We start from the raw sequence: 15,176 nt of genomic DNA on the forward strand, positions 1-15,176 counted from the left end.
GAGACCGGTATGGCAGGGGCAGGCGAAAGCGGCGCGGACGGAACGACGGGCACAACGGCGCAGGTGACGACGGTCGCCTCCACCGACGCGCCCGGCGCCGCCCAGACCGCCGCACGCGGCGAAAGCCCCTTGACCACTATCGACAAGCCTCCCGAGGGGCAGACCCGCCTCGTCCAGGTCGCCGACGGAGCGCGGCTCTCGCTCAATTTCGACATCGCCGCGATGAAGGTCGAGCTGCGCGACGTCGATCTCGTGCTCACCTTTCCCGACGGGTCCAGCGTCGTGCTGCTGGAATTCGGGGTCAAGCTGCTCGCCGAGAATGCGGCGCAGCTGATCGTCGGCGGCCAGCCCATCGAGGCGCAGGCGCTGCTCTCGATGGTCAAGGACTTCATCGCCTCGGAGGTGCCGGTCCAGGCCGGCATGACGACGCAGGAAGCGCCGAAGACCCTGACCGACAAGACCAAGGCCGAGGAGGCTGCCAAGGAGCAGGCGCAGAAGGATCCGCCGGCGCCGCCGCAGCCGGAAATCGTCGAGGTGAAGGCGGAGCCGCCGCTGAAGCCGAAGGTCGAGGACAATCCCCAGTCGCAGGACAAGCATGTCGGCGACTACACCACCCCACCGGAGGTGGCCCCGCCCGTGGTCAAGCCCATGTCCAGCAGCGATGCCGGCGGGGGCTCCCCGGGCAAGAAGGAGGTCTTCACCAGCAACAATTCGGCCGAGCCCAATCCCCACACCGGCGACTACGACACGCCGGTCGATCCTTCCAAAATCGGGCCTGGCAAATACGACATCCCGGTGCCGCAGATCACGGCGGTGCTGCTCGGCATCACCGAGAGCCAGACCACGCCGAACGGCCAGGGCGTGAGCGTCCAGGGCGCGCTGGCGCTTGCCCCGGCGGAGAAGGACCCGAGCTACGCGGTGCAGAAGGCGGTCGATTCGATCACCGGCACCGCGCATGACGACGTCATCCACGCCGACAGCACCGTCTATGCCGGGCTCGGCACGACCTCCCGTCTCGTCCAGACCACGACGAAGATGCCTGAGTCGGACTGGGTTGTGACGGGGATGCGGGTTTCGGGCCTGCCCGAAGGCTATGCGGTGGTCGGCGCCCAGCTGGTCAATGGCAGCTATGTCGTCCCCGTCGATCCGCTGCATCCGGATCTGGCGGATATCAAGCTGCAATACATCCTCCCGGATGGCAGCAAAGGGCCCGATGCGAACGGGTTCTACGATTATTTCACGCTGAAATTCGACTACGACATCACCAGCGCGACCTTTCGTGCCGCCGCCACCACCAGCGGCACGGTGCAGTTCGGCATCCGCGAGGTCGGGAGCGAGGCCGACACGACCTTCGTGAACCCGGTCACGGGCCTGCCGATCTATGTGCTGTGGAGCACGCCTCCGGGTTCGGTGGTGCATGCCGGGGCGGGCGACGATACCGTCTTCGCCGGCGCCGGCGCCGATGTGCTCGACGGCGGCAGCGGCAGCGACACCCTATCCTACCGGATGTCGAACGCGGCGGTGAATGTCGATCTGGCGGCCGGGACAGTCTCGGGCGGATACGCCAAGGGAGACGTCATCACGGCTTTCGAGAATGCCGAAGGCTCGAAGTTCGACGACACCCTGAAGGGCGATGGTGGCGCCAACAGCTTCACCGGTGGGGCGGGTGCCGACCGGATCGACGGCGGTGCGGGCAACGATACCGCCCGCTACGACGAGTCCTCCGATGGCGTGACCATCGATCTGGCCGCCGGGACCGGACGCGGCGGGGATGCCGAGGGCGACCGCCTGGTCTCGATCGAGAACGCCTACGGCTCTGGCTTCGCCGACAAGCTGACCGGCGATGCCGGCGACAACGAGCTGCATGGCGGCGGCGGCAACGACATCCTGATCGGTGCCGCCGGCGGGGACTTGCTCGATGGCGGGGACGGGATCGACACCGCCGATTATTCGGCGAGCCAGGCAGGCATCGCGGTCGATCTCGCGCTCGGGCTCGGCTCGGCGGGCGATGCGGCCGGAGACCGGCTCCAGTCCATCGAGACCGTGGTGGGAACGGCCTTCGACGATACGATCCTCGGCAGCACCGCATCGGAGACGCTGAAGGGCGGCGACGGCGACGACATCCTCGACGGACGTGCCGGCGACGACATCCTGCAGGGCGGGGATGGCGACGACGTTCTGATCGGCGGCAGCGGTGCCGATCAGCTCGATGGCGGCGCCGGCAACGACACCGCCAGTTATGCGACCTCGGCGCAGGGCGTCACGGCCGATCTCACGGGCGGAGCGGGCCAGGGCGGCGACGCCGCCGGCGACCGGCTGATCGCGATCGAGAACCTCATTGGCTCCGACCAGGCGGACCTGCTGATCGGCAATGGCGACGCCAACAGCCTCAGCGGCGGCGCGGGGGACGACGTGCTGCGCGGCGGCGGCGGCGCCGACCGGCTCGACGGCGGCGCGGGGCTCGACACCGCCGATTACTCGTCCTCGCCGGGGGCGGTCAGCATCGATCTGGCGGCCGGCACGGCGAGCGGCGGCGATGCGCAGGGCGATACGCTGGTCTCGATCGAAGGCGCGATCGGCTCGGCGATGGACGACACGCTGATCGGCAGCGCCGCCGACAACCGGCTGAGCGGCGGGGCCGGAGACGACCTGCTGATCGGCGGCGCCGGAGCGGACCTGCTCGATGGCGGCGCCGGCAACGACACGGCCAGCTATGCGGGCTCGGCCGCCGCGGTGCAGATCGATCTTTCGGCCGGCAGCGCCCATGGCGGCGATGCCGAAGGCGACACGCTGATCGGCGTCGAGAACCTCATCGGCTCGGGCGGCGCCGACACGCTCACCGGCGACGGCACCGCCAACACCCTCTCGGGCGGCGCGGGCGACGATCTCATCAGCGGCGGCGCGGGGGCCGATACGCTCGATGGCGGCGCGGGCGTGGATACGGCGAGCTATGCCGGCTCGGCGCAGGGCGTCACGGTGGATCTCGCTGCCGGCTTCGGCCAGTCGGGCGATGCGGCGGGCGACAGGCTGACGGGCATCGAGAACCTGATCGGCTCGGCACAGGCTGACGTGCTGCGCGGCGATGCCGGCTCCAACGACCTGCATGGCGGTGCCGGCGACGATCTGCTGCTGGGCGCCAGCGGGGCCGATCTGCTGGATGGCGGCACCGGTTTCGACATCGCCAGCTATGCCGGCTCGGCCGCTGCGGTCACCGTCGATCTCGGTACGGGCTCGGCCTCCGGGGGCGATGCGGCGGGCGATACGCTGGTCTCGATCGAGGGCGTGGTCGGCTCCGATTTCGACGACATGCTGCGTGCGGGTGCGGCCGCTGCGACGCTCTCGGGCGGGGTCGGCAACGACACGCTGATCGGCGGGGCGGGCGGCGATACGCTCTCCGGCGGCGCGGGCGACGACCTCATCACCGGAGGCCTCGGCGCCGACGCGATCGACGGCGGCTCGGGCGTCGACACGGCGAGCTATGCCGGATCGGCCGCGGCGGTGGTGGTCGATCTGCTGCAGGGCACCGGGACCGGCGGCGACGCGCAGGGCGACACCCTCACCGGCATCGAGAACCTCACCGGCTCCGATTTCGACGACCGGCTGATCGGTTCGGCCGCCGCCAACCTTCTGAGCGGCGGGGCCGGCGACGATACGCTCGTCGGCGGGGCCGGCGGCGACGTGCTGGATGGCGGTGCCGGCTTCGACACGGCCGATTACGCCAGCTCGGGTTTCGGTGTCACCGTCAATCTCGCGACCGGGATCAATGGCGGCGGCGACGCCCAGGGCGACACGCTGATCTCGATCGAGCGGATCGTCGGCTCGGCCGTAGCCGCCAGCCTGGCGGGCGGCTCGGCCGACGACACGCTGCTCGGCGGCGCCGGTGACGATCAACTCGCCGGCGGGGCCGGAAACGACCGGCTCGAGGGCGGGGACGGCAATGATCTGCTGATCGGTGGCGTCGGCGCGGATGCGCTGATCGGCGGCGCCGGCACCGACACGGCGAGTTATGCGGATTCGGCGGCGGGCGTGCAGGTCGATCTCGCGGCCGGGATCGGCCAGGGAGCAGACGCGGCCGGCGACACGCTCACCGGCATCGAGAACATCATTGGCTCGGCCGCGGACGACGTCTTGCGCGGCGATGCCGGCGCCAACCGGCTGGAGGGCGGCCTCGGCAACGACCGGCTCGAAGGCGGCGGCGGCGACGACGTGCTGGTTGGTGGCGGCGGCGACGACGTTCTCGTCGGCGGAGCGGGCGCGGATGCGCTGCAGGGCGGCGACGGCGCCGACACGGTCGACTACTCGGCCTCCACCAGTGGGATCGGCCTGAACCTGGCGACGCGCACCGGCTTCGGCGGCGACGCCGACGGCGATACCTTCTTCGATATCGAAAACGTCACGGGCACCGCCTTCGACGACACGCTGACCGGAAGCACGGGCGCCAACATCCTGATCGGCGGGGCCGGCAACGACGTCATCGACGGCGGAGCGGGCAACGACATCATCGACGCCGGCGCCGGCGACGACGTCGTCTCGGGCGGGGCGGGGGCGGACGAGCTGCATGGCGGCATCGGCCGCGACATCCTCTCCTATGCCCAGTCCGGCGGCGCTGTCGCGGTCGATCTCGCCAGCGGCAGCGGTCTCGGCGGCGATGCCGAAGGCGACGTCTTCGACGGCTTCGAGGAGGTGCAGGGCTCGGCGCTGGCGGATACGCTGCGCGGCGGGGCGGGCGACGACACGCTGCGTGGCGGGGCCGGAGACGACCTGCTGGAAGGCCGCGGCGGCGCGGACATGATCGATGGCGGGGCGGGCACCGACACGGTCTCCTACGCTTCCTCGGCCAGTGCGGTGCAGGTCGATCTCGATGCCGGAACGGCCTCGGGCGGCGATGCGCAGGGCGACACGCTGATCTCCGTCGAGCGCGTCGTCGGCTCGGCTCACGACGACTGGCTCAAGGCCGCCGGCCTCGGCTCGCGGTTGGATGGCGGGGCGGGCAACGACACGCTGGTGGCGGGTGCTGGCGTCGATACGCTGATCGGCGGCAGCGGCGTCGACCTCGTGGATTACTCGGCCTCCAATGCCGGTGTGACGGTGGACCTTTCCGCCGGTACGGGCTCCGGCGGCCAGGCGGCGGGCGATACGCTCAGCGGCATCGAGCAGGTGCTGGGCTCCGCCTTCGCCGATCATCTCACCGGCGATGTGGGCGCCAATACCCTGACCGGCGGCGGCGGCGACGATGTCCTGGCGGGCCTTGGCGGCGCCGACACCTTCGATGGCGGCGCCGGTTTCGACACGCTGGATTACTCGGCCTCCGGCTCGGGCGTGACGATCGACTTCGCCGCCGGGACCGGCGCGGGCGGGGACGCGCAGGGCGACAGCTTCAGCAGCATCGAGGCGGTGCGCGGGAGCGCGCATGACGATCGCTTCATCGGCGACGCGGCGGCGCATGGCATCTTTGGGCTAGGCGGCGACGACACCGTCGTCGCGGGGGCGGGGGCCGAGGCGGTCGATGGCGGCTCGGGCTTCGATACGGTCGATTATTCGGCCTCGAACGCCGCGATCACCGTCGATCTGGCGGCCGGGACCGCCAGCGGGGGCTTCGCCCAGGGCGACACCCTCGTTTCGGTGGAGAGCATTGTCGGCACCGCCGGAAACGACACTCTCGTCGGTTCGGCCGGCGCCAACCAACTCGTGGGCGGGGCCGGTGACGATCTGGTGCGCGGCGGCGCGGGGGCGGATATCCTCGACGGCGGCAGCGGTATCGACACGCTCGATTATTCGACCTCGAATGCGGGCGTCACGATCGCCCTGGCGAGCGGCTACGCCATGGGTGGAGACGCCACCGGCGATACCATCGTCAATTTCGAGAATGTTCTGGGCTCGGCGTTCGCCGACAGCCTCTCCGGCGAGGGTGGCGTCAATATCCTGACCGGCGGAGCCGGCGACGATGTGCTCGCCGGCCTCGGCGGGGGCGATACGCTGGATGGCGGCGCCGGCTTCGATACGGCGGACTACTCCGCCTCCACCGCCGCCGTGACCATCGACCTGGGCGCCGGCACGGCTTCTGGCGGCGACGCGCAGGGCGACACGCTGATCTCGATCGAAGCGGTGACCGGCTCGGCCTTCGCCGACCGGCTCACCGGCTCGGTCGGCGCCGACAGGCTCGATGGCGGGGCGGGCGACGACACGCTTCTCGGCAGCCTCGGCGCCGATCAGATGATCGGCGGGGCGGGCAACGACACGGTCGATTACGGCGCTTCGACGGCGGGCGTCACCGTGGCGCTCGACGGCAGCGCCGGCATCGGCGGCGATGCGCAGGGCGATACCCTCACCGGTGTCGAGAATCTCGTCGGCTCCGCCTTGGCCGACCAGCTCACCGGCAACGGCGCCAGCAACATCCTGACCGGCGGTGCCGGGGCGGACTTCCTGTCCGGCGGCGCGGGCGACGACGAACTCTTCGGCGGCGCCGACGACGATATCCTGGTCGGGGGCGCGGGAGCCGACCGGCTCGATGGCGGTGCGGGTTTCGATACCGCCGATTACTCAGCCTCGGGCGCGGCGCTGGTGGCCGATCTGCAGGCCGGCACGGTGTCGGGCGGCGACGGGGCCGGCGACACGCTGGTCTCGATCGAGCGCCTCGTCGGCACCGTCTATGCCGATACGCTGACGGCCGCCGCCGCCGGCTCGACGCTGGAGGGCAATGCCGGCGACGACACGCTGGTCGGAGGAGCCGGCGTCGATACGCTGCGCGGCGGCGACGGAAACGATCTCATCCTCGGCAGCGCCGGCGGCGACGTCATCGATGGCGGGGCCGGGATCGATACCGTTTCCTATGCGGCGTCTGGCGCCGGCGTCACCGTCGATCTGCGGCTCGCGACGGCCCAGACCTCGAGCGGCGATGCCGATGGCGACGTGGTGTCGAATGTCGAGAACCTCGTCGGCTCCGGCCTTGCGGATACGCTGACGGGCAGCGCCACGGTGAACACCCTCACCGGCGGGGCCGGCGACGACGTGCTCGCCGGCCTCGGCGGGGCCGATGCGCTGATCGGCGGAGCGGGCAGCGACACCGCCGACTATTCGGCGTCCGCCAGCGGCGTGACCGTCAATCTGACGAACAACCAGAATTTCGGCGGCGATGCGGCCGGCGACACCCTGAGCGAGATCGAGAACCTGACCGGCTCGGCCTTCGCCGATAGCCTGACCGGCGACGCCAGCGCCAACCGGCTGACCGGCGGGGCGGGCGACGATGTGCTCGCGGGTCTCGGCGGGGCCGACGTGCTCGATGGCGGGGCCGGCTCCAACACCGCGGACTACTCGGCCTCGGGCGCCGGCATCGCCGTCAATCTCGGCGATGCCGCCCTCGTCACTGCGCTCGGCACGATCGCGGCCGGCGGGGCAGGGCTCGGCGGCGACGCGGCCGGAGATACCTATCTCAACATCCAGAACCTCGTCGGCTCGGCCTTCGACGACGTACTTGCGGCCTCCGTCGCAGGCGGACGGATCACGGCCGGGGCCGGCAACGACCGGCTGGTGGCGAATGCCGGCGCCGACGCGCTGGATGGCGGCGCGGGGACCGACACCGCCGATTACGGGCTCTCCACGGCGGCCGTGACGGTCGATCTGGCCGCAGGCACCGGCACGGGCGGCCACGCCCAGGGCGACACGCTGACCGGCATCGAGAACCTCTCGGGCTCCGATTACGGCGACACGCTGACCGGCAGCGGCGCGGCCAACCTCATCTTCGGAGGCGCCGGAAACGATCTGGTGGAAGGTCTCGGCGGCGCCGACACGCTCGATGGCGGGGCGGGGACGGATACCGTCAGCTATGCGCGGTCGGGCTCGGCGGTGACCGTCGATCTGGGCCTGGCGACCGCGCAGGTCTCCGGCGGCGAAGCGGCCGGCGACATCCTCTCGAATTTCGAGAACCTGACCGGCTCGGCCTTCGACGACCGGCTGACCGGGACGGCCGTGGCCAACGTCCTGACCGGCGGCGACGGCAACGACGTGCTTGCGGGCCTCGGCGGCGCCGACATCCTCGACGGCGGCGCCGGCAGCGACACGGCGAGCTATGCCGCCTCGGGCGCGGGCGTCACGGTCAACCTGGCGACCGGCACCGCGACCGGCGGCGATGCCCAGGGCGACAGCCTGATCGCGATCGAGAACCTGATCGGCTCCGCTCTCGCCGATACGCTGACGGGCGATGCCGCGGCCAACAGCCTCTCGGGCGGCGCGGGCGACGATCTGCTCACTGGCCTCGGCGGTGCCGACATCCTCGACGGCGGCGCCGGCGTCGATACGGCGAGCTATGCGGCCTCGAGCGCCGGCGTCACGGTCAACCTGACGACCAACCTCAACACCGGGGGCGATGCGCAGGGCGATATCCTCACCAATATCGAGAACGTCACCGGCTCGGCCCTGGCCGATACGCTGACGGGCCATGCCGGCGACAACACGCTGTCCGGCGGCGATGGCGACGACGTCCTGGCCGGCCTGGCGGGGGCCGACCGGCTGGATGGCGGGGCGGGCTCGGATACCGCCAGCTATGCGGCCTCCGGCGCGGCCGTGGTGGTCGATCTCGCTGGCGGCACGGCCTCGGGCGGCGATGCGGAGGGCGACACGCTCGTCTCGATCGAGAACGTCATCGGCTCGAGCTTCGGCGACACGCTGACGGCGGCCGCCGGCGGCAGCAACCTGAGCGGCGGAGATGGCAACGACACCCTCGTCGCCGGCGCGGGGACCGACCGGCTGGACGGCGGGGCGGGCACGGACATTGCCGATTACGGCGCGTCCAACGCCGGCGTGACGGTCAATCTGCTGACCGGCGTCAACAGCGGCGGCTATGCCGATGGCGACGTGCTGGTCGGCATCGAGACGGTGCGCGGTTCGGCCTTCGACGACGCGCTGACCGGCGATGCCGGCGCCAACACGCTGCTCGGCGGCGCCGGCAACGATCTGCTGGTCGGCGGCGCGGGCGCGGATCTCATGGATGGCGGTGCCGGGACCGATACGGCGAGCTATGCCGGCTCGAGCGCGGCCGTTGCGATCAACCTCTCCACCGGGGCGGCTTCCGGCGGCAATGCCGATGGCGACCAGCTCGCCTCGATCGAGAACCTGATCGGGTCGAACTTCAACGATACGCTGATCGGCGATGCCGGCGTCAACACGCTCACCGGCGGCGGGGGCGACGACGTTCTGGCCGGCCTCGGCGGAGCCGATATCCTCGATGGCGGCACCGGCTCCAACACCGCCGATTACTCGGCCTCGGCCGCTGCGGTGAACGTCAATCTGGCGAACAACTTCGCGATCACGACCGGATCGGGGCAGATCGCGGCGAGCGGTCCCGGCCGGGGCGGTGATGCCGAGGGCGACAGCTACACCAATATCCAGAACGTCATCGGCTCGGCGCAGGCGGATACGCTGGCCGCCAATATCGCTGGGGGGCGCCTGGCGGGCGGCGCGGGCGACGACGTGCTGATCGCCAATGCCGGCGCGGACACGCTGGATGGCGGCGCCGGCAACGACATGGCCGATTACGGCCATTCGGATGCTGCGGTGACGATCAACCTGGTGATGAGCACGGCCTCGGGCGGCTATGCGGCGGGCGATACGCTGACCGGGATCGAGCGCCTGCAGGGCTCGAACTTCAACGATATTCTCACCGGAAGCAGTGTCGCCAACAGCATCGCGGGCGGCAGCGGCGACGATGTGATCGAGGGTCTCGGCGGCGCCGACACGCTCGATGGCGGCGCCGGGACCGACACCCTCAGCTATGCGAACTCCAGCCTCGGCGTCACCGTCAGCCTGGCGCTGGCCACCGCCCAGATCTCGGCCGGCGACGCTTCGGGCAACATTCTGAGCAATTTCGAGAACCTGACCGGCTCGGGCTTCGACGACGTTCTCACCGGCGATGCCGGCGTCAATATCCTGAGAGGTGGGGTCGGCGACGACGTGCTCGACGGCGGAGACGGCGCCGATACGCTCGACGGCGGCATCGGCAGCGACACGGCGAGCTATGCGACCTCGACCGCCGGAGTCACCGTTGATCTGCAGCTGAGCGGCGCCCAGGTTTCGGCCGGCTCCGCCAATGGCGACACGCTGATCGCGATCGAGAACGTGCTGGGCTCGGCTCTGGCCGATCAACTGACCGGCAATGCGGCCGACAACCGCCTGAGCGGCGGGGCGGGCGACGATGTGATCGAGGGCCTTGGCGGTGCGGATGCCCTCGATGGCGGGGACGGAGTGGATCTGGCCGACTATTCCGCCTCGGCCGATGCGGTCACGATCAATTTGACGCTCGGCACAGGCGTCGGCGGCGACGCGCAGGGCGATACGCTGCGCAATATCGAGAACGTCGCCGGCTCGAATTTCGACGACACGCTGATCGGCGACGCCGGGGGCAACACGCTGACGGGCGGCGACGGCGACGACACGCTCAGCGGTCTCGGCGGGGCGGACGTGCTGGACGGCGGAGCCGGCCACAACACGGCCGATTATTCCGCCTCCGCCGCGGGCGTCACCGTCAATCTCGGTACGACGGCAGGCACCGTCGCGGCCGGCATGGGTGCGGGCGGCGACGCGGAGGGCGACCAGCTCTCCAACATCCAGAACCTCATCGGCTCCGGCTTCGCCGACACCGTCTACGCCAATACGGCCGGCGGCGAGATCAGCACGGGCGTCGGTGACGACACCGTCTTCGCCGCTGCCGGCCGCGACGTGATCGATGGCGGGGCCGGAAGCGACACCGTCGATTACACCAACTCGAACGCGGCGGTGACGATCAACCTGCTCGCCAGGACAGCGGCCGGCGGCTTCGCCGCCAACGACGTCCTCAGCAATGTCGAAAACGTCACGGGTTCGGCCTTCAACGATGTGCTGACCGGCGATGCGGGCGCCAACAAGCTCACCGGCGGCAACGGCAACGACACGATCGAGGGCGGTGCCGGCGACGATTATCTCGATGGCGGCGCGGGCACCGACACATTATCCTATGCCAGCGCGACCAGCGGCGTGCGGGTGCTGGTCAACTATTACAGCTGGGTCAACGGCGTGAGTGTGCCGCTGGCTTACAGCTCCGTCTCGGCCGGTAGCGACAAGACCGCCAATTTCGAGAACGTCTCGGGCTCCAGCTACAGCGACATCATCAATCTGTCCTATGGCGGCGTGCAGGTGAACGCCGGCGCTGGCCATGACCTCATTCTGGCAAACGGCAACTGGGGGCAAATCGATGGCGGCGCCGGCATCGATACGCTCTCCCTTGCGAACAACAGTGCCTGGGGCGGCGCGACGGTCGATCTGGCACTCAACACCAGCACGAGCAACCGGGCCTGGGGCGGCGCGGCCACCGGCGACTGGTACAGCGGGATCGAGAACGTCATCGGCTCGATCTACACCGATTATCTCGCCGGCGATGCGGCCGACAACGCCCTGAACGGTGGCGCCGGCAATGACGTGCTGAGGGGCGCCGGCGGCAACGACATTCTGTTCGGCGGCAGCGGCGACGATCTCCTGCTCGGCGGAGCCGGGGCCGATGCGCTGATCGGCGGCGCCGGCTCCGACACCGCCAGCTGGGCAGGATCGAGCGCCGCGGTCACCGCCAATCTCGACACGGGTGTCGCCTTCGGCGGGGATGCGGGAACGCAAGGGGCGGCGCGCGCCTATACCAACACCAGCCTCGTGGCGGGCTGGGGCTTCACGGAAGGCGCCGGCACCAGCGCGGTGACGATGAATGGCGCCAATGTCGCGCTGACCCTCAACGGAACCACCGGCTGGGCCGCGGGCCCCGCCAATCACGGCGGCGCGCTCGACTTCGGGGGCCGCGGAGCCAACGACTTCGCGACCATCGGCTCGATGAGCCTCGGCGAGTCCGTCACCGTGTCGACCTGGGTGAATTTCGACACCAAGGCGAGCGGCGTCCAGGAGGGCGTCTGGAAGATCGGCACGACGAACAATCAGTGGCTCTTCCTCACCAAGCAGGGGAACGGCAACCTCTATGCCGAGGTGCGCGGCGATCTGGCCGGCGCGACGGTGCCCGGGCAGAGCGTTGCCGGCGCCGGCGCATCCTCCAGTTATGTCACCGTCGATGAATGGATGCATGTCGCCGTCACCTATCAGGCGGGGCGGTTGCAGCTCTACATCAATGGCACCCTGATCTCGTCGACGGACAGCAACATCATCCTGCCGCCGAACGGGACCTTCAGCAGCAACGTCATCGGCCGGGACTACAACAACGCCAATTATCTCGACGGGCAGGTCGACGACTTCGCCGTCTTCAACCGGGCTCTGACGGAGGCCGAGATCCAGCAGCTCGCCACCCAGAAGACCGGGCTGGAGAGCGCGGGCCTCGTCACCGATACGCTGGCCGGCATCGAGAACCTCATCGGCACGGACCATGCCGACACGCTGACGGGCGATGCGAGCGACAATGCGCTCGACGGCGGCGCCGGCAACGACACGCTGCGCGGCGGCGGTGGCGACGATACGCTGACCGGAGGCGCGGGCGCCGACATTCTCGACGGCGGTGGCGGGGACGACACCGTCTCCTATGCCGGCTCGACCCAGGCGGTCACGGTCAATCTCGAGCAGCAAAGCGCCAGCGGAGGCGATGCGCAGGGCGATACCCTGATCTCGATCGAAGCCGCGATCGGATCGGCCGGAAACGATATCCTCGTCGCGGCCGCGGCCGGCTCGACCCTGACCGGCGGCGCCGGCAACGATACGATCACGGGCGGCGCGGGCGACGACGTCATCCTCGGCGACGACCAGATCGGCAAGCTGACGACCTATGCCGCAGCGGCGGCCTCCGGTCGCAACCTGCTGCTCAACGGCAACTTCGAGGCCTACACCGTCTCCCGCCTGTCCGAGCCGACGGTTGCGACCTCGGGCCCCACGGGCTGGCAGTCGCCCAACAATACGGTGCGCATCACCGACAGCGTCCACATCTCCAATGGCGCAAGCGAAAACCAGGCGCTGCGGCTCGACAGGAACGCCACCAATGCCGATGTGTGGCAGAACGTCACCACCACTGCGGGCGAGACCTATCTGCTGCAATTCAATGTCGGGGGCCTGGCGAGCAGCGCCAACGCGCTCGGGATCTATTTCAACGGCACGCTGATCGACACGATCAACACGGTCGGCTTCATCCAGAAGTGGCAGACTTTCGACTATCTGGTGACCGGGACCGGCGGCAGCGACAAGATCGAGTTCAAATATCTGTCCACCAACGATCAGGTCCTGATCGACGACGTCGTGTTCATGGCCGTTGGCGGCCGCGACACCATCGATGGCGGCGCCGGCAACGACACGATCGACGGCGGCTTCGGCAACGACAGCATTCATGGTGGAGACGGCGACGACCATCTGGTCGGGGGGCTCGGCAACGACACGCTCGATGGCGGCGCCGGAAACGACCAGATCAGCGGTGACGCCGACACCTTCGGCCAGCCGGGCCTCGAGACGTTTTCGGAAGGGATCGGCGGCTGGTCGGCCCTCAACGGTCTGGCCGTCGGCACCACAGCGCTGCTCGACGGCAATGTCGCGCTCGGCATCGTCGGGGGCTCCGGCAACGGCAACGTCTGGGCCGAGCAGGTCCAGAAGAGCTACCAGCTGACCGATCCGAGCGCGACGGACACCTCCGTCAGCTTCGATCTCTATCTGCTCGACTCCTTCGACGGCAACGAAGGCGTCAAGGTCTATGTCAACGGCGCCGTGGTTCTGACGATCGTCGCCCCCTCGGGCTTCGGCGCCATCGGCATCAACATGTCGGGACTGACTTTCACCACCGCGGGTGGCGCCAGCTACACCGCCAGCCTGACGCAGGCGAATTATTCGGCGAATTGGGGCGGGCTCGACGACAAGCTCACCATCACGCTCACGGTGCCGACCCCCGGACCGGTGCTGACGCTCGGCTTCGGCTCCAACATGAACGAACCGGCCAACAACGAAGGCTTCGCGGTCGACAATGTGAACGTCCCCGGCGCCGGGATCATCGGCAGTTCGGGAGCGGCCGGCGACGATGTCATCACCGGCGGCGCCGGAGACGATCAGATCGACGGCGGCGCCGGCAATGATCGGGCGGTCTTCGTCGGCGATCGCGCGGCCTACGCCGTCAGCTACGATTCCGCCCGTGCAACTTTCAGCCTGTCCGGGCCGGACGGCTCCGACACGATCAAGAATGTCGAGAGTTTTACCTTCGACGACGGCACGCTGACGGCGGCCCGTCTCGTCGCCGGCATGCGCTTCACCTCGTCGGGCACCATCGCGGAGAACAGCGCAGCCGGCTCCGTCGCCGCCACGCTGGCGATGACCGACGGTTCCACCGTGACCTATGCGATCACGGGCGGCCCCGATGCGAGCAGCTTCGCGATCAACGGCAGCCAGATCGTCCTCGCCAACGGAGCGTCCCTCGATTACGAGGCCGGCGCCACCCGCGCGCTCCAGGTCACGGCCGTGGCCGCCGACGGCTCGACGCATATCCAGAGCGTGACGGTCAACGTCACCGATGTGAACGAGTCCCCCGCCATCACCTCTGCGGCGAGCTTCAGCCGTGCCGAGAACGGCACGGCGATCGCCACGCTGACCGCGACCGACCCGGATGCCCACACCACTCTGACCTGGTCGATCGCCGGAGGTGCCGATGCCAATCTGTTCCAGATCGACGCGCAGACCGGGTCGCTGAGCTTCAAGGCGGCGCCGAACTTCGAGAATCCGCAGGATGCCGGCAGCGACAATGTCTATAACCTGACCGTCGCGGTCTCGGACGGGACCAACACGACGCAGCAGAATCTCGCGGTCTCCGTGACCAACGTCAACGAGGCGCCGGTGCTGACGCTGACCGGCGTCGGGCCGGTCAATGAAAACGCCGTGGCCGCGACGGTGGCGAACCTGTCCCTGGTCGATCCCGATGCCGGCGACAGCGTGAGCTACACGCTGTCCGGCGCGGATGCGAATCTGTTCATGGTCGATGGCGGCGTGCTGCGCCTGAAGGACGGCGTCGCCCTCGACTACGAGCAGGCGGCAACCCGCACCGTCACCGTAACCGCGACCGATGCCGGCGGGCTGAGCTCCACCCGCGCGCTGACGGTGAACGTCACGGACGTCAACGAGGCGCCGACGATCACATCCTCCGCCGCGTTCAACGTCGCCGAGAACGGCACGGCGGTGGCGACGCTGACCGCGACCGA

1 protein-coding gene is annotated in these 15,176 nt (G+C 69.7%); it reads left to right on the forward strand.

From position 1 onward, the window contains the following. Nucleotides 1-9: 9 nt before the first annotated feature. On the forward strand, nt 10-15,176 hold a 15,167-nt coding region (locus ACOJTB_RS19720; protein WP_420104229.1), incomplete at its 3' end, for a beta strand repeat-containing protein.

The sequence above is a fragment of the Allobosea sp. genome, assembly GCF_048595345.1.
GTDB lineage: Bacteria > Pseudomonadota > Alphaproteobacteria > Rhizobiales > Beijerinckiaceae > Allobosea.